Here is a 16,650-nt window from a genome sequence, read left to right on the forward strand (position 1 = left end):
GGATTGTCACACGCTTTTATTCGTTTGTTAGCTGAAAAGCAGGAGCATATCCTGAAGCATCCGTATACTTGAGGTAACAAATCAGACAAAGAGGTGCGAAACAATGGGTATTCTAGAAGCGACAAGAATCCAGAAGAATTACGGAAATAAATTCAATAAACAAGAAGTGCTGCGGGGTGTGGATCTCAGTATCGAAGAGGGCGAGTTCGTCGGTATCATGGGTTCTTCCGGATCCGGTAAAACGACGCTGCTGAACGTGCTTTCTTCCATCGACCGAGCAAGCGGCGGAACAATCCTGATTCAAAACAACGAAATCACAAACATGAAAGAGAATCAGCTAGCCGAATTTCGTAAGAACCATCTTGGCTTTGTGTTCCAAGACTATAACCTGCTTGATACGCTGACAGTGAAAGAGAACATACTGCTCCCGTTATCCATAAAGAAAGTACCGAAAAAGGAAGCTGATCGCAAATTTGAAGAAGTAGCTAGTCAGCTGGGCATTATGGAACTGCAGAACAAATATCCAAGCGAAATCTCTGGCGGACAAAAGCAGCGGACATCAGCTGCACGTGCGTTCATTCACGAGCCAAGCATCATCTTCGCCGATGAGCCAACAGGTGCGCTTGATTCGAAATCAGCATCTGATTTGTTGAATAAGCTTAGCTCCTTGAATGCAAATCGAAAAGCAACAATCGTCATGGTCACACATGATCCGGCAGCAGCCAGCTATTGCAGCCGCGTCATTTTCATAAAGGACGGTCAGATTTATACACAGCTGAACAAAGGTCAGCAAGAGCGCCAAGCCTTCTTCAAAGACATCATGTCCACACAAGGTGTACTCAGCGGGGTGCAAAATGAGCATTAATAGTCTGATACTCCGCAATCTAAAGAAAAATCTTCGCAACTATTATCTGTATGTGTTTGCTCTGATTTTTAGCTCGGGTCTGTACTTCGCCTTTGTTACCTTGCGGTATGACAAGGCGATGGACCCGGTAGAAGGCTCGATAAAAGGTGGAGCAGCAATTTCGACGGCTTCCATTCTATTACTTTTTATCGTCGCTGTGTTCCTGTTGTATGCCAATACAATTTTTATCAAACAGCGCAGCAAGGAGATCGGTTTGTTTCAGCTGATTGGTATGACGAAAAACAAGATTTTCAGATTATTAAGTGCAGAAAATGCCATCCTTTATTTTGGCAGTCTTATCATCGGCGTTGCATTAGGATTTGCCGGTTCAAAGCTATTAATCATGATTTTGTTCAAAGTAACAGGTGTCGAAGGGATCGCATCACTATCCTTTTCATCAAGGGCATTACTTCAAACTTTAATTGTATTCGTATGTATCTATGCACTCATCATGCTTATGAATATACTGTTCATCAAACGCCAGACGATTCTTTCATTGTTTCACGTGAAATCAAAAACAGAAATGACTGCGCGAAAGTTGTCTGTTTTCCAAGTTATCATTGGGGTTTTCGGGATAGCTCTCATTGCAGTAGGATATGTCGTCTCGGGCAAGTTGTTCGATGGTGACTTCTCATCGATGATTGAATTGTTCGGAGCTATGTTCTTTATCCTGTTTTGCGTCATCTTGGGTACTTACTTGTTCTATAAAGGATCCGTTGCGTTCCTGGTAAGTCTTATTAGGAAGCAAAAAGGCGGTTATCTAAATATCAAGCAGGTACTGTCTCTTTCATCCATCATGTTCCGCATGAAGTCGAACGCGATGCTGCTTACGATCATCACCACTGTATCTGCGTTGGCAATAGGATTGCTTTCCTTGAGCTATATTACGTTTTATTCTGCGGAGGATACAGCTTATAACTATACAGGAGGAGAAGATTTCTCCTTGCTGACAGAAAGCGATGCTGATACCTTCCGTCAAGCAATGGATGATAATAATATCGCTTTTACGGAAGACAAAGCGGAAGTGTACACAGTACAGCTCAATATTGATGACATTCTACAAACGGAGCTGGAACTAAACTTTAATGCCTCAATGATGGATACAGCTGTAATCAGCGAGAAAGCAGCAGGAGTGGATGTAGCCCCAGATGAACTGAAATTGACTGGATATAATGAGCTGCTACAGCGTTTTATGTCACTAAAGGACGAAGGCGATGTTACTGTTCATGGGAAAGAAACAGAAACAGCTCTGCATTACACAGGGCTAGAGGACGAATATCCAATCTCTAACTATTACACCATGGGCGGTCTGCCGACAATGATCGTCGATGATGCTCTATTCCAAGAGCTGAAGCAGGATATCAATCCTGATTTGAATCAAGGTTATCATTGGTATTTTGGTTATACCATTGATGATGATGCTCAACTGCAAAGAGCAAATTATTTATTCAATGGACTGGATCTAGAAGCAAGAGATAACAGTGAATCTAGAATCGATATTCTTGAAGATCAGAAATCAACAATCGGATTAACGTTATTTATCGTCGGTTTCCTAGGTCTGACATTTTTGATCACATCAGGCTGCATTCTTTACTTCAAGCAGATGGATGAAGCAGAAAGTGAGAAACCGAATTACACCATCCTACGCAAGCTTGGCTTTACAACAACGGATCTTCGCCGCGGTATCCAGCGTAAGCAACTGTTCAACTTCGGTATTCCACTTGTCATCGGACTTTTGCACAGCTACTTTGCTGTCCAATCTGGCTGGTTCTTGTTTGGATCCGTCATGCTGACACCAATGATTGTCGTTATGGTGATCTATACACTCTTGTATTCGATCTTTGGCATTCTTTCTGTAGTCCATTACAACAAGGTAATCAAACAATCGCTTTAAACTACGGGGCTGCTCAGCAGCCCTTTATAATGGCAAAGATATTTAAGGACAGTCAACAGACTGTCCTTTTTGCGTGTCGCATTCTTACGTTAACGGGAAAGTTGAAAGGGTATAGGGAGAGGAGAGTGTGATACATACTAGTGCTAGAAAAGGAGGAGAATCAAAATGAGAATACTTATGATTCTGCTTACAGCAGTTTTCGTGCTTAGTGCATGCGGAAATGATGAATCGCAAACGCAAGATAACCAAGGTGCTAATGATACGGAACATATGCAGCATGATGCATCCGGAAAATTACCAGAGGGTCTGCAAGAGGCAGATGATCCGGAATTTCCGCCAGGTAGCAAAGCGATTATCCAGGCCGACCATATGGAAGGAATGAAAGGTGCCGAAGCGACTATTGTCGGTGCATTCGATACATACGCATATGAAGTGACATATACACCAACGAACGGTGGCAAGCATGTTGATCATCATCGATGGGTTATCCAGGAAGAATTGAAAGAAGCAAATGAGCATCCACTTGAGCCTGGAATTGAAGCTACGCTCGAGGCAGACCATATGGAAGGGATGAAGGGCGCGACCGCGATTGTGGAAAAAGTAGAGGATACAACAGTATATATGGTCGACTACACTTCGATAGCAACTGGTGAAGAAGTGAAAAACCATAAGTGGCTAACGGAAGAAGAATTGGCACAGTTAAGAGAATAGCTCCATAGTGGGGCTATTTTTTTATAAAAATTTAACTTTACAAAACGTAATGGTTACGATAACATACAAAACGTAATGATTACGAAATTATCGCATACATATAGAATTTGAGGAGGAAGAAGGATGAGGAAATTATGGATGAAGGTTTTAGGGGTAGCAGGATTGTTACTTCTGCTTGCAGCTTGTACGAATAATGCAGATTCAGAGGGTGACAAGAAGCATCTGACCTTTGTTTATAATTTCGCGACAAATTCCTTGGACCCGAATGTAGATTCAAGCTATGTACCTTTACGTGCAGGTATTACAGAAACACTAGTACGATTGAATGAAGATACATTAACGATTGAACCATGGCTGGCTGAGAGTTGGGAAGGCAAAGACGAAGGAAGAGATTGGACTATCACACTCCGCGAAGGCATTAGCTTCCAAAATGGTGAACCGATGGATGCAGATGCGGTGAAGGCATCGTTGGAGAGATCTTTGAAGGATAACGTAGCCATCCAGAACGCATTAAAAATTGATTCTATCGAAGCAACAGATGATAGGACATTGCATATCACGAATACACAGGCGTTTCCTGAATTCGTTTCAGAACTTGTAAACCCAAATGTATCAATCATTGATGTGGAAGCAGGAGACTTTGTAAATAATCCAATTGGGACAGGCCCTTTCAAGCTGGAGTCATTCACCCCGGGCAGCAAATTGGAACTTGTGCGTAATGAGGATTATTGGGATGAAAAAGCAAAACTTGATTCTGTGACGTTCTCCTTTAATGAAGATGCGAATGCACGCTCTCTGGCATTGGAATCTGGTAACGCGGATGTTGTATTCCGTCCGGAAACAGAAAGTATTGAAAGTTTGGAAGCCAAAGATGGTGTGAAGGTCGAATCAACGGAGACCTTCCGTGTTCACCAGCTGACTATGAATATGCAGAGGGAAGCCTTGAAAGATGTGAATGTCCGTAAAGCATTGGATGCTTTGATTAATCGAGTAGAAATTGCCAAATCTGTATTGCTTGGCTATGCACAGCCGGCAAAAGGACCGTTTCCTGACTCCTTGCCATTTGCGCCAAGCTATAGTGATCATGAAACGGGAGAAGATGTGGCAAAGGACTATCTTGAGAAAGCCGGTTATTCGCTGGTGGACGGCAAGATGCAAAAAGACGGGGTACCTCTTGAACTCACAATGCTGACGTACTCTGCCAGAGCTGACCTTCCACTGATTGCACAGATATTCCAATCCGATGCAAAAAAACTTGGCATTGACGTTGAACTGCGTCAAATTGAGATACCGGAAGAATACATGGCAGCAAATCGTGATTGGGATCTGGCTACATACAGCAACCTGACAGCACCTCGTGGTGATGCAGGGTATTACTTGAATGCTACGTATCATCCAGATGGAGCTTTAAACTTCAGCGGTGCAGATGAACCAGAGCTGACTAAGATCATCGATGAATTAAATGTAACAGTAGATACAGACAAGCGTGCAGAACTCGCCGAAGCGGCTGCCAATTATGTGGATGAAAATCAAATCAATTCGTTTGTGATTTATCCAGACACGCTCGTTGCGTATGATGAAACGAAAGTAAAGAATTGGGTTACGACAAGAAGTGAGTATTATATGATTACAAATCAATTGGATGTGAAGTGATGTTTCGTATTATCGGGAGACGGCTGCTGGAGGTTGTGCTATTCATCTTATTCGTCACCTTCTTCAGTTTCCTTTTCCTTCGCCTTGCGCCAGGGGATCCGGCGCTCACGATACTGAATGTGGATGAGCTAAATGTAAGTCAAGAACAGGTTGAGGCACTTAGGGAGGACATGGGCTTCAACGATCCATTGCTTGTTCAATATGGAAAATGGCTGTTAGATTTTATTCAACTTGATTTCGGTAACTCCTATATTACAAGCCAGCCTGTTTCGGAGATGCTGCTGACTGGACTTCCGGCTACGCTGGAACTGACAATCGGCTCCTTAATCGTTATGCTTTTGATTGCTATACCCTTAGGATCGCTTTCGGCATTATATAAAGGCAGCTTAATCGATCATATCGGACGTTACTTCTCCATCATTGGTGCTGCGGTTCCAAGCTTTTGGCTCGGGCTAATCTTGATTGATGTGTTTGCGGTGAAATTAAGCTGGTTCCCGACAATGGGACGTGACAGTTTGCTGTCCCTTGTGTTGCCAGCTGTAACATTAGGACTTGCTATTGCCGGTGTTTACGTTCGGCTGCTCCGTTCCAGTCTATTGGACTCATTAGGGCAGGAATTCGTCCGCGCGGCAAGAGCACGCGGCATTGCGGAAAGACGCATCTTTTTCTCGCATGCTTTCCGTTACAGTCTGCCTCCAGTCATCACCGTATTCGGTGTCAGTCTCGGCAGTTTGATTGGCGGCGTAGTTGTGGTGGAAGTATTATTTGCTTATCCCGGTGTAGGAAAACTTGTCGTTGACTCTATCCGTCAGCGTGATTATCCGTTGATTCAAGGCTATATCGTTCTGATGGCGGCTATCGTCTTTGTCGTGAATACATTAGTAGATTTATCTTATCGATACGTAAATCCTGAACTTCGTTTAAAGAAAGGAACATCAGCTAGATGAGTGTTATGGCTTTTTCTCCTAAAAAAATAAAGAAAGCCAAGCTCTGGCTGATCAGTGCACTATTGCTTGTTGTGCTAGCAGCAGTGGCATATACGTTTCTTTACTTGAAGCACGATGCTGCGATGACTGATGTTGGGAACCGGCTGGCATCTCCGTCCTGGGAGCATCCGATGGGGACGGATCATTTAGGGCGGGATGTAATGACGCGGCTCTTACTTGGCTTCCGTCTGACTGTTGGCTACAGTATGATTGCTTTGCTAGCAGCAGTTATCATTGGTGTTCCATTCGGTTTGCTTGCTGGATTGAGAGGAGGCTGGGTTGATCGGCTATTCATGCGAATTGCCGATGGCTTTCTTGCCTTCCCGGATACAGTGATTGCAATTGTGCTTAGTGGTTTGCTAGGGCCAGGTATTGGTAACTTGCTGTTTGCCATCGTGCTGGTGAAGTGGGTTAACTATGCCCGTATGGTACGCAGTACAGTGCTGACAGAAGTGCAAAAAGACTACATCACCATTGCAAGAATCAATGGTCTTTCCACATTTACGATCATGCGCAAACATCTGATGCCTCACATTATCGGAAATGTACTCGTTTTAGCGAGTTTGGATTTTGGTAAGATCATCTTGCTCATTTCCTCGCTATCGTATATTGGCCTTGGCGCACAGCCTCCGACTCCGGAGTGGGGCGCTATGCTGAACGAATCCAGACCATATTTCCAAGCGAATCCGGAAATGATGATTTATCCTGGACTGGCCATCGTGGTGGTAGTGTTGGTGGCAAATATTCTTGGTGACTATTTACGAGATAAATTCGATGTGAAAAAGGAGGTGCAGCCATGATTTTATCGATTAATGATCTAACCGTATCACATGGAGAGAAAATGATTGTTGACCGTGTCAGTCTGACAATCGATAAAGGAGAATGGTTTGCCCTCGTAGGTCAAAGCGGCAGCGGGAAAACGATGCTATCACAAGCAATCGGACAGTTGCTTGGACCTAATTTAAGAGCTTCTGGCAGCGTAAGCTACCAAGGCAGCAATATCCTCGAACATCCAAAAACAGAAATGAACCAATTGAGAGGGAAAGCGATCAGTTACATTTTCCAAGATTATCACGGTTCTTTCACCCCATTTCTGATGATTCAGCAGCATATGGATGAGTATTTGCAAACGCATGGAGTGAAAGAGAAGAAGAAGCGTAAAAACATGATAAAAGAAGCATTTGAATCGGTTGGTCTGGATGCGTCTTTAGTTAAGAGATACCCATTCCAGCTGAGCGGAGGCCAGCTGCAGCGTGCGTCTATCGCGCTAGCACTTCTTTTAGAACCTGATATTCTGATTGCAGATGAAGCAACAACTGCACTTGATAGCGTATCTGCGCATAGGATTCTTTCCTTGCTTCAAGAGCTCCAGCAAAAAACAGGCTGTGCGATTCTTTTCATCACACATGATTGGCGACATGTTGCGCGTTATGCAGATAAGATCGCTGTCATGAAAGATGGAAAAATCATTGAATCTGGATCAAAACAGAAGCTCATCCATCAGCCTGAACATGCGTATACCAAACAGCTTATACAAGCTGCACCAACGCTTCCAATGCGCATCAAGGAGGCGAGCAAGTCATGACTGTTATGGAAATCAGTAATTTGAAAAAGAGCTATACTCCTGGCAAGCTGGCTGTGAATGATGTTTCAATTTCCATTCAACAAGGGGAAAGCTTGGGATTAGTAGGCGAAAGCGGATGTGGTAAAAGTACGTTGGCTCGCTGTCTGCTAGGTGTAGAAAAGATTGATGGCGGATCTATCATTTATAATAGTACGCCCCTAGCCAATGCAAATCGTAAGGAGTTTCGAGACTATCGCCGAAACGTTCAGACAGTTTTTCAAAATCCAACTGCAGCACTTAATCCAAAACTGAAAATCAAGGACTCCTTGCTGGATCCTTACTTACAGTTTCAGTGGGAGCTTGAACTGGAGCACTTTACATTCTCTTCAAAACAAGGTTTTGTGGAGCAGTTGCTCGAAGCGGTGGAACTGCCGAAAGAACTTGGCGACCGTTATCCACATGAGCTGAGTGGCGGACAAAAGCAACGCGTAACCATTGCGCGCGCAATTAGCATCGAGCCAAAACTCATTATTTTGGATGAACCGACAGCAAGTCTTGATGTACTTTCCCAAGGAGCCGTTCTCGAACTTCTCTCGTCCCTGCAAAAGACGCTGGGCATGTCCTATCTGTTCATCTCACATGATTTGGCAGCTGTTTATCAGCTTTGTCAGCGCATTGCAGTCATGAAAGATGGCGAGCTGCTGGATATTTTTCAGAAGGAAGATATTTATGATAATAGCCGACATGCATATACGAAAGAATTGATCAGCATATTTTAAGCGGATGCACCCGAGGAGCATCCGCTTTTCTCTTATCCTTCAAACTCTTTGATAAGACTTTCCAAAGACATCTCTCCAATATTTCCTTCCGGCCGTTTCCGGACAGCAACTGTTTTGTTTTCTTTCTCACTGTCTCCGACTATTAACAGATAAGGCATCTTCTGCTGTGACCCTTCCCGTATCTTCAATCCTATTTTCTCTGAACGGTCATCCACTGACACACGGTACCCTGCCTTCCGCAATTCCTCACAAACTGCATGTGCGTAATCAGCATGTGCGTCGCTAATAGGAAGAACGCTTGCTTGAACTGGTGCTAACCAGAATGGGAAGTCTCCTGCGTAATGCTCGATGAGAATGGCCATAAAACGCTCGATTGAACCGTAGATTGCCCGGTGAATCATAATCGGCTGTTTGCGGCTGTTCTCTTGATCGATATAGCTGCAGTCGAATTTCTCCGGCATCTGGAAATCTAGCTGAACAGTCCCGCATTGCCAGCTGCGGCCAAGGCTGTCGAGTATGTGGAAATCAATTTTCGGTCCGTAGAAAGCACCATCACCAGCGTTAACTTTATAAGCAATTCCCTGTCGTTTTAGGACATTCTCTAAGGCTGCCTCCGCTTTATCCCAAACAGCTGGCGAACCCATGAAGTCCTCTGGACGAGTGGAAAGCTCTACTTCATAAGAAAAGCCGAATAGGCTGTAAAATGTATCGATTAGCTGCAATACTTTCTCCACTTCTTGTTCAATTTGATCTTCCCGAACGAACAGATGCGCGTCATCTTGTGTGAATGAACGGACGCGCAGCAGTCCGTTTAGAGATCCGGACAATTCGTGCCGATGTACCAGTCCTAATTCTGCATAACGTAAAGGAAGGTCGCGATAACTGCGTAGCTTGCTGTTGTAGATGAGGACTGCTCCTGGGCAGCTCATCGGTTTAATAGCATAACGCTGATCATCCACTTCTGAGAAATACATATTTTCGTGATAGTGATCCCAGTGGCCGGACTGCTCCCAGAGCTGCTGCTTCATCATGATCGGAGTCTTGATTTCATCATATCCAGCCTGTGCATGTTTTTCTTTCCACAGCTCCTCCAGTTTATTGCGTAACACCATTCCTTTTGGCAAGAAGAAAGGCATACCTGGTGCTTCCTCCATGCTAAGAAAAAGTTCGAGCTGCTGACCAAGTTTCCGATGGTTTCGTTTTTCTGCTTCTGCTTGTTTGTTCATGATAATTCCTCCTTTTATATATAAAAAAGACCACAATCCTCCCGTGATAGGGACGATTGTGGTCGTGGTTCCACCCAAAATTCCGCCAATGCTGGCGCTTCATTCGTGATAACGGATTTCCCGATAGCGGATACTGCTAGTTCCCCGCTATAGCTTGAAGGTGGTAATCCAAATCTTTCTCCTGCAGGGCTCTCAGCCGGTGACCCTGCTTTCTGTCAGGAGAGGGATGATCTGAATCATGTCCTTCGCATCGCTTTTAAGATATAAAATTGTAAACAAAAAGACCGCACTCATCTCCCTAAAGGGACGATTGCGGTCGTGGTTCCACCCTAATTCCATCAGCATACAGCTGACGCTCCAAAATACGATAACGGTCTTCCCGATTACGGATACTTGAGTTTCCCCGTAATAGCTCAAAGGCGGTAATGCATGTGCTTATCTGCGAAGGTTCCAGCAATTCCTTCACTCTCTGAAAGAAAGAGGCGCGCGCATCTTGTCCTTATCAATGCTTTTGTTTTGTTGTATGCTCAGTATACAGATGCTGGATATATCCGTCAAATGGAAATGAGGGATTTTTTTGAGAGACCCAAAAGATACTGCTAAAAGATTCATTGAGACCAATCATCCGGAATGTGAAGGAGCAATGCTTGCAGGAAGCTGTGCCAGAGGGGAAGCAACAGTAACTTCAGATTTGGATATCATTATTTTGTATACAGGAGAAGATCGTGCGTACAGAGAATCGTTGTTTTTTGAAGGTTGGCCGGTAGAGGTGTTTGTATACACAGGAGAAGCTTACCAAAATTTCTTTGCAAGTGACGCAGAACGCGGAATCCCTTCCATGCCAAGGATGGTGAGTGAAGCGATTGTACTGAAAGAGGCGCCGGTTGTTACCAAAATGAAATCCGAAGCAAGCAGTATATTCGCTGCTGGACCTTCACCTTGGAACAAACAAAAGATCGATCATTATCGGTATATGATTACGAATCTGATCGATGATTTTCTGGATAAAGAGATTGGCGGGGAAGCATATTTCCTGGCAAATACACTCATCAATGATCTGGCTATCTTTTCGCTGCGCTCCAGACAGCATTGGATTGGTTCTGGTAAATGGATGTTCCGGGAATTAAGGAGCATGGACTCAAATCTTGCACATCAATTTGAACAAAGCTTAGAAGCATTTTATAAGCAACACAATAAGCGACCTATCGTGCAGCTTGCAGATGATTGCTTGGAGCCATTCGGTGGTCGCCTATTCGAAGGATATTACTTGGGTTGAGGGGGGAGAAATCTATGAAAATAAGAAAATTGACAGCAGCTGATGCAGAAGCATACTGGGAACTAAGACTACAAGCCTTGCAGGCACATCCTGACGCATTTGGTACCTCCTATGAGGATGCGGTGAAACAGAGAAACCCGATAGAGCGGATAAGGGGAAATTTTGAGAGTTCGGATGCTGAGACCTATGGAATATTTATGGATGATGCGCTTGCAGGAAATGCGACATTAAGTTACGAAACACCAGCAAAACTCCGTCACCGAGCTAATTTAGTGGCGGTTTATCTGGCACCAGAAACACGTGGAAAAGGGTATGGGAAAATGCTGATAGAGCATATGATCCAAGTGGCTAAAAACAGGAAAGGCATCGAGAAGCTAAATCTTGCTGTCGCTGTGACAAATCCGGTTGCCAAGCATGTTTACGAACAAGCTGGGTTCAAGCAGTTTGGTGTAGAAAAGCATGCATTGAAGATTGGAGATACATATATATCAGAAATACATATGGCTTTGATTTTGGAGGAGAGCAGATGAATTTCATTTTTGATTTGGATGGTACCCTTTGTTTCAAAGGCAGACCTGTTACAAAGAATATAATCGACACATTGAAAGAACTGGAGCAGAATGGCCATCAAGTAATCTTTGCTTCAGCTCGCCCAATCCGTGATCTGCTGCCTGTTATTGATGAGCACTTTCATTCCACCACTCTTATTGGAGGCAATGGCTCACTCATTTCCAGTAATGGAAAGGTGATTTTCTCTAAAGCATTTTCATCCATCCAATTAGCCGCCATGAAAAATCTAATAGATATATACAACGCTGCTTACTTAATAGACGGAGAATGGAACTATGCATATACAGGAGATCCAGAGCACCCGATAAGGTCCAACCTTGATCCAAATGGACTGGCTGAAAAAGTGCTATTGGAGGATTTGGGACAGGTAGTAAAAGTCCTTATCCTTCATTCAGCTGATCAGGAAAAAATAGCTTCAGAGGCAGAAAAATTAGGGCTGCGGGTTCATCGTCATCGCGGTGAGGATATTGTAGATATTAGTCCGCCAGGTATCGATAAATGGAGTGCAATACAAGAAATTGGAATCAGGGAAAATGATTATATTGCTTTTGGCAATGATGCGAATGATATTGAGATGTTTCGCAATGCCAAGTATGCGGTGATGATTGGAGACCATGAAGAATTAGCGCGCTATGCACATAGAGCCATTCCTTTGGATGATGTTTGCGAACAGAGCATTGTAGATTGCTTAAAGGAATTCAATGATGAACAAACGAACATGGCACTTACGTGAAATACATAGAGTTTGGTTTGGGGAATCACTGGCTGATCCGGACAGAATATGAAAATGAAGATGGTACAGAGCATGAAAAGAAGGGGATAGACTTTCCGATATATTTCTACTCTCTTTATCTTCCTATTTGGATAAATCAATCTGTATTCATTTTAGATACAAAGGATGGATGGAAGAAACAAAAAAGAACCGGAAATCCTTTAAATTCATAATCGGTATAGTAAGCAAATGAACCCTCGCTAATGCGAGGGTTCATTCTTTAATCAACAAATAGATAAAATATGGCGCGCCGATTGCTGAAACAACCAAACCAATCGGAATTTCTGATGGTGCCAGAATCGTCCGAGACAAAGTGTCTGCTACGAGCATGATTAGTGCTCCGATAAGTGCACAAATCGGAAGCAGATGCTTATGATTCGGTCCGACGATGCGGCGGGCTAAGTGAGGTGCGACAAGTCCGAGGAATGTGATTGCTCCCCCAGCGGCTACGCAAGCTCCCGCCAGTGCAACAGCAAGGAGCAGCAGGATTGTGCGCTCTTTTTGCACCGGAGCCCCAACACCAACCGCGATTTGGTCGCCAAGTGTTAAAACGTTCAACGCTTTTGCCTTAAAGATAGCATATGGGACGAGTAGAATAATCCAAGGCAGAAGTGCCAATACATAATTCCAGCTTGTCTGCCAGATGCTGCCGTTCAGCCAGATGGTAGCCTGCGTGAAATCCTTAGGCTCCATCATAAGCTGAAAGACGATAATCAGACCGCCGAAAGCGGCGTTAACACCAATACCGACAAGGATCAACCGGACTGGAGTGACACCCTTCTTCCATGCCAGTGCATAGATAAGGCTTGCTGCTAGGAATGCCCCAGCGAATGCGAACAGTGGCATGATGAATACTTGCAGGCTGCCGGTACCAGCTAGCTTGTCCTGCAGGAAGAAAATATAAAGAACTACAGCGAAACCTGCACCGGCATTAATTCCTAATATACCTGGGTCGGCCAGTCCATTTTGGGATACACCTTGCAAAATGGCGCCAGCGATACCCATACCGATACCTATCAGTAGCGCAATCACCATACGTGGCAGACGGAAATCAAACAGAATCACATCAAACGATCCATCGCCTGTACCAAGCAAAGTTTTCACAACATCTGAAGGTCCAATCGGGATTGTTCCTGTATTCAAGCTGATGAAAAATATAATGAGAATAGCAACTATTAATCCGATAGCTACCAGACTTGTCTTTTTCGCAGAGTGTATCATATGTTTTTACCCTCCCGGCGAGCTAGATAAATAAAGAATGGAACGCCGATTAAAGCTGTGAGGGCGCCAACAGGTGTTTCGAAGGGCGGATTGATCATCCGGGATGCGATATCCGCAAAATTAAGCAGAATACCGCCCAATACAGCTGAACATGGAATGATCCAGCGATAATCTGGTCCGACGAGGAACCGGGTGATATGTGGAATAACCAATCCTACAAATCCGATTGTACCGCCGACCGAAACAGCAGCTCCCGTTAAAATCAGCACAACAAGCACTCCTGCTGCTTTCACCAGGCCAGTCTTCAAACCAAGTCCAGTTGCCACATCTTCTCCGAGACTAAGTGTCGTAATAGATCCGCTGATGAATAATGCCAGTACCAAGCCGATTGCGGCAGCAGGAAATAACAGCTTCACTGTATCCCATTGTACATTTGCAACACCGCCTGCGTACCAGAAGCTCAAATCCCGTGCTACATCAAAATGAATTGCCATTGCGTTGGAGAAGGCTCCGAGCAGAGCAGTGATAGCAGTTCCTGCCAATGCCAGCTTCACTGGTGTTAATCCGGTTCTTGCTAACAGGCCGATTCCGAAAACAAGACCTAGGCCAAGTCCTGCACCCAGAAATGAGAATAGAAGCAGATTCACATTGGAGATGCCAGGCAGGAAGACAAGTGCAATCGCAATCATAAACGTCGCACCAGAAGTTACTCCCATGATTTGCGGAGAAGCAAGCGGGTTACGAGTCATCCCTTGCATGATCGATCCGGATGCAGCAAGCATTGCGCCAATTAGAACTGCCGCTACAGTACGAGGCATACGAAGCCGATGAATAATCTGGTGAGATGTATTTGTAGCATCATAATGGAAAATACTATTCCAGACAGTGCTGAGTGAAATATCCGCTACACCGAATGCAATGGATAGTCCTATCGAAAAAATCAGCAGGGCGATACCTGCGATAAGTATGATTGTACCAATGAGTCTGCGTGCTTGCATCGTTATCCCGCTTTCTACGCTCTATCTATGCCAAAATAATGAAATGACGCTTGTAATTGATAATGAGAATTGTTATCATCTAATATGAGATTATAACATAAACCAAGAGGTGAGTCCCTTGTTCAAAAGAAAGAGTATGTTTTTACTTCTGGCAGTCTTCGCCAGTGTTGTATTCATTATAACAGGTTGCGGCAATAACGATTCAAGTGATAATGCCGAAAGTAATTCTTCTGATAAGGAGAGTAATGAAACTCGTACTGTGACAGATGCAATGGGTCATGAGGTCGAGATTCCTGCAAATCCTAAAAATGTACTAGCTTCTTATTTGGAGGACAACCTTGTAGCGCTAGATATTACACCAGTAGCGCAATGGTCTGTCAATAATGGCGATCCACAAGGATACTTGCAGGACAGCTTGAAAGATGTACAAACGATTGATTCCACACTTCCTTTCGAGGCAGTAGCAAGCGTTAAACCAGACTTGATCATCATGGATTCTGCATCCATGGTAGAAGGCGATAAATATGAGCAGTACAATAAGATTGCTCCTACTTATGTAATGGGTACAGAAGAAAACGGTGACTGGCGCAAAGAACTGCAAACAATGGGTGAAATCTTCGGTAAAGAAGATGAAGCTCAAAAAGTTCTGGATGATTATGATGCAAAAGCAGCCGATGCAAAAGAACAGATTCAAGGTGCAATCGGAGATGAATCCGCTGCAGCTATCTGGCTTGTTGGCGGACAGCTTTACATCGTGAGTGAGAACCTATCCAGCGGTGCGGTACTTTACGGTGACCTAGGAATCACAGTTCCAGAAGGTGTCAAAGAAATTTCCGAAAGCGCAACAGCAAACTGGAATCCAGTTTCTCTAGAGCAATTGGCGGAAATGGATGTCGACCATCTATTCTTGATCAACAGTGATGAAGGTGATGGATCTGAAATCCTAGACGATCCACTACTTGCAAATGTACCAGCTATTAAAGATGGCAATGTGTATAAATACGATAAAGATACAAGCTGGCTGTACACTGGCCCGATTGCAAACGAGCAAATCGTGGACGATGCGGTGGAAAGCTTAGTGAAGTAAAGAAAAACTTCTTCCCTGTGAAAATGGGGAGGGGTTTTTCTGTTTGAGAATTATTCGAGTTATTGTCGAAAAAAAGTATGCATTTGCGGAATTCAAGAGTCGTGAAATTCGAAACAAATAGCTGGTATTTCCTTAATGTTTAATAGCTGCTTTATCGCGGTAATCATTACTATACCAAAAGGAGGTATGCTTTATGGCAAGAAGGAATCCAGCACACAAGGCAGCGCTAAGTGTCGTTTGCGCAGGAGCTGTGTTAGGGGCTGGAAGCTTCATGATTCCGGGTGCGGCACCAGTAGAAGCCGAATCTGGGGAAGCAGTCTATTCTTCCGAAACGAATGAAGCAGCTCTTGAAACACTTCAAACTATTTATACGAAGGCATCTGAAGGGTCTTCCATCGGAGTGGCCGATAATTTCTTAATAGGTAAAACGACTCGGGCGGATGTCATAGATAGTCTCGGTGAACCTTATCTGTCCGATGCTTTTGATATCTATCATGCAGAGATGGGTAATCCAGGATTCAGCTTCGCATACAGTCAAGATGGCACGTTGAAAGAAATTCGTTATTTAGGAACTAATGTAGAGCGGCAGACGAATCTAGGCAGTATTACACCTGCTGTGCTAGAGGATCAGCTTGGCAAGGCGGATGCTATTACTTCTATCTCGCAGACGAACCAGCATAAATATCAATATGATACCGGCGATTTCGAACTGGAATTCATCGTGAATGATGAGACACTTCAAGTCGATCACGTAAATCTGGTACCAAATAATTAAGTAAAGCAGGAGGATTACTCCTGCTTTTTTGTTGTCCAAATATATTGCACTGGCAGAATTAGCGTTCCGATCATTGTTGTAGTGAGGAGAAAAATACTTGGATGAGCTGACAAGTGAATTTCAAGTGCGGTACAAATTGCTGATGTCAGCAAGAAGAGATCATATGCAGAGTAACCTTTCTTTTTGCTACTCATCCAGCCCATTACAAAAAGAGGAACTAGTAGAGAAGTCCAT

The 16,650-nt window shown here is 44.0% G+C and carries 16 protein-coding genes, 1 pseudogene and 1 other annotated feature; of the genes and pseudogenes, 14 read left to right on the plus strand and 3 right to left on the minus strand.

Annotated features, from left to right (window positions below):
* The first annotated feature begins 103 nt into the window (after positions 1–103).
* From GZ22_RS11850 to GZ22_RS11885, 8 genes are all read left to right on the plus strand, one after another.
* Positions 104–865 (plus strand): ABC transporter ATP-binding protein, encoded by a 762-nt coding sequence (locus tag GZ22_RS11850; RefSeq protein WP_038562767.1) that lies wholly within the window; start codon positions 104–106, stop codon positions 863–865.
* Positions 855–2,798 (plus strand): ABC transporter permease, encoded by a 1,944-nt coding sequence (locus GZ22_RS11855; RefSeq protein ID WP_038562769.1) that lies wholly within the window; start codon positions 855–857, stop codon positions 2,796–2,798. The genes GZ22_RS11850 and GZ22_RS11855 overlap by 11 nt, the downstream gene beginning before the upstream one ends.
* A gap of 165 nt (positions 2,799–2,963) precedes the next feature.
* Positions 2,964–3,509, plus strand: a complete 546-nt coding sequence (locus GZ22_RS11860; RefSeq protein WP_038562772.1) for a YdhK family protein — start codon at positions 2,964–2,966, stop codon at positions 3,507–3,509.
* A 123-nt stretch (positions 3,510–3,632) separates the two neighbouring features.
* The gene (gene nikA / locus GZ22_RS11865) at positions 3,633–5,162 is read left to right on the plus strand and encodes a nickel ABC transporter substrate-binding protein (RefSeq protein ID WP_038562775.1); all 1,530 of its coding nucleotides are present in this window, start codon (positions 3,633–3,635) and stop codon (positions 5,160–5,162) included.
* Positions 5,162–6,109, plus strand: coding sequence for a nickel ABC transporter permease (nikB, locus tag GZ22_RS11870; RefSeq protein ID WP_038562776.1), 948 nt, complete (start codon positions 5,162–5,164; stop codon positions 6,107–6,109). The genes nikA and nikB overlap by 1 nt, the downstream gene beginning before the upstream one ends.
* A gap of 5 nt (positions 6,110–6,114) precedes the next feature.
* On the plus strand, positions 6,115–6,948 hold the full coding sequence (gene nikC, locus GZ22_RS11875) for a nickel transporter permease (protein WP_404819853.1): 834 nt from the start codon (positions 6,115–6,117) through the stop codon (positions 6,946–6,948).
* Positions 6,945–7,733, plus strand: a complete 789-nt coding sequence (locus GZ22_RS11880; protein WP_038562781.1) for an ABC transporter ATP-binding protein — start codon at positions 6,945–6,947, stop codon at positions 7,731–7,733. The genes nikC and GZ22_RS11880 overlap by 4 nt, the downstream gene beginning before the upstream one ends.
* The gene (locus GZ22_RS11885; RefSeq protein ID WP_038562783.1) at positions 7,730–8,491 is read left to right on the plus strand and encodes an ABC transporter ATP-binding protein; all 762 of its coding nucleotides are present in this window, start codon (positions 7,730–7,732) and stop codon (positions 8,489–8,491) included. The genes GZ22_RS11880 and GZ22_RS11885 overlap by 4 nt, the downstream gene beginning before the upstream one ends.
* Positions 8,492–8,523: 32 nt before the next feature.
* On the opposite strand, the gene thrS is transcribed toward GZ22_RS11885, so the two are convergent.
* A complete protein-coding gene (gene thrS / locus GZ22_RS11890; RefSeq protein WP_051748235.1) occupies positions 8,524–9,717 on the minus strand; it encodes a threonine--tRNA ligase in 1,194 nt (397 codons plus the stop codon).
* A 299-nt stretch (positions 9,718–10,016) separates the two neighbouring features.
* Positions 10,017–10,232, minus strand: a binding site (T-box leader).
* 62 nt (positions 10,233–10,294) lie between these two features.
* Here thrS and GZ22_RS11895 point away from each other — a divergent pair.
* From GZ22_RS11895 to GZ22_RS11910, 4 genes and pseudogenes are all read left to right on the plus strand, one after another.
* Positions 10,295–10,993 (plus strand): nucleotidyltransferase domain-containing protein, encoded by a 699-nt coding sequence (locus tag GZ22_RS11895; protein WP_038562786.1) that lies wholly within the window; start codon positions 10,295–10,297, stop codon positions 10,991–10,993.
* Positions 10,994–11,007: 14 nt separating this feature from the next.
* Entirely contained in the window at positions 11,008–11,523 is a 516-nt protein-coding gene (locus GZ22_RS11900) for a GNAT family N-acetyltransferase (protein ID WP_038562787.1), read from the plus strand.
* Positions 11,520–12,296 carry an HAD-IIB family hydrolase gene (locus GZ22_RS11905; RefSeq protein ID WP_038562789.1) on the plus strand — a complete coding sequence of 259 codons (777 nt, stop codon included), beginning with the start codon at positions 11,520–11,522 and terminating at the stop codon, positions 12,294–12,296. Before GZ22_RS11900 ends, GZ22_RS11905 begins: the two co-directional genes overlap by 4 nt.
* Positions 12,293–12,528, plus strand: a pseudogene (locus tag GZ22_RS11910) (DUF3977 family protein). Before GZ22_RS11905 ends, GZ22_RS11910 begins: the two are co-directional and overlap by 4 nt.
* A 20-nt stretch (positions 12,529–12,548) precedes the next feature.
* On the opposite strand, the gene GZ22_RS11915 reads toward GZ22_RS11910, so the two are convergent.
* Both GZ22_RS11915 and GZ22_RS11920 read right to left on the minus strand, forming a co-directional pair.
* Complete coding sequence (locus GZ22_RS11915) at positions 12,549–13,556, minus strand: FecCD family ABC transporter permease (RefSeq protein ID WP_051748238.1); 1,008 nt, start codon at positions 13,554–13,556, stop codon at positions 12,549–12,551.
* Positions 13,553–14,554, minus strand: a complete 1,002-nt coding sequence (locus GZ22_RS11920; protein ID WP_051748240.1) for a FecCD family ABC transporter permease — start codon at positions 14,552–14,554, stop codon at positions 13,553–13,555. The genes GZ22_RS11915 and GZ22_RS11920 overlap by 4 nt, the downstream gene beginning before the upstream one ends.
* 118 nt (positions 14,555–14,672) lie before the next feature.
* Here GZ22_RS11920 and GZ22_RS11925 point away from each other — a divergent pair, with 118 nt between their 5' ends.
* Positions 14,673–15,641, plus strand: a complete 969-nt coding sequence (locus GZ22_RS11925; protein WP_425427772.1) for an ABC transporter substrate-binding protein — start codon at positions 14,673–14,675, stop codon at positions 15,639–15,641.
* A gap of 193 nt (positions 15,642–15,834) precedes the next feature.
* Positions 15,835–16,416: a YjgB family protein gene (locus GZ22_RS11930; RefSeq protein WP_038562795.1), complete on the plus strand. Its 582-nt coding sequence runs from the start codon at positions 15,835–15,837 to the stop codon at positions 16,414–16,416.
* The last annotated feature ends 234 nt before the right edge of the window (positions 16,417–16,650 follow it).

Origin of the sequence: Terribacillus saccharophilus, from assembly GCF_000725365.1 — a bacterium.
In the GTDB taxonomy this organism is placed as follows: Bacteria; Bacillota; Bacilli; order Bacillales; family Amphibacillaceae; genus Terribacillus; species Terribacillus saccharophilus.

Coding starts and splice junctions, on each gene's coding strand:
- GZ22_RS11850 (WP_038562767.1), top strand. CDS start 104: ATGGGTATTCTAGAAGCGACAAGAATCCAGAAGAATTACGGAAATAAA.
- GZ22_RS11855 (WP_038562769.1), top strand. CDS start 855: ATGAGCATTAATAGTCTGATACTCCGCAATCTAAAGAAAAATCTTCGC.
- GZ22_RS11860 (WP_038562772.1), top strand. CDS start 2,964: ATGAGAATACTTATGATTCTGCTTACAGCAGTTTTCGTGCTTAGTGCA.
- nikA (WP_038562775.1), top strand. CDS start 3,633: ATGAGGAAATTATGGATGAAGGTTTTAGGGGTAGCAGGATTGTTACTT.
- nikB (WP_038562776.1), top strand. CDS start 5,162: ATGTTTCGTATTATCGGGAGACGGCTGCTGGAGGTTGTGCTATTCATC.
- nikC (WP_404819853.1), top strand. CDS start 6,115: ATGGCTTTTTCTCCTAAAAAAATAAAGAAAGCCAAGCTCTGGCTGATC.
- GZ22_RS11880 (WP_038562781.1), top strand. CDS start 6,945: ATGATTTTATCGATTAATGATCTAACCGTATCACATGGAGAGAAAATG.
- GZ22_RS11885 (WP_038562783.1), top strand. CDS start 7,730: ATGACTGTTATGGAAATCAGTAATTTGAAAAAGAGCTATACTCCTGGC.
- thrS (WP_051748235.1), bottom strand. CDS start 9,717: ATGAACAAACAAGCAGAAGCAGAAAAACGAAACCATCGGAAACTTGGT.
- GZ22_RS11900 (WP_038562787.1), top strand. CDS start 11,008: ATGAAAATAAGAAAATTGACAGCAGCTGATGCAGAAGCATACTGGGAA.
- GZ22_RS11905 (WP_038562789.1), top strand. CDS start 11,520: ATGAATTTCATTTTTGATTTGGATGGTACCCTTTGTTTCAAAGGCAGA.
- GZ22_RS11915 (WP_051748238.1), bottom strand. CDS start 13,556: ATGATACACTCTGCGAAAAAGACAAGTCTGGTAGCTATCGGATTAATA.
- GZ22_RS11920 (WP_051748240.1), bottom strand. CDS start 14,554: ATGCAAGCACGCAGACTCATTGGTACAATCATACTTATCGCAGGTATC.
- GZ22_RS11930 (WP_038562795.1), top strand. CDS start 15,835: ATGGCAAGAAGGAATCCAGCACACAAGGCAGCGCTAAGTGTCGTTTGC.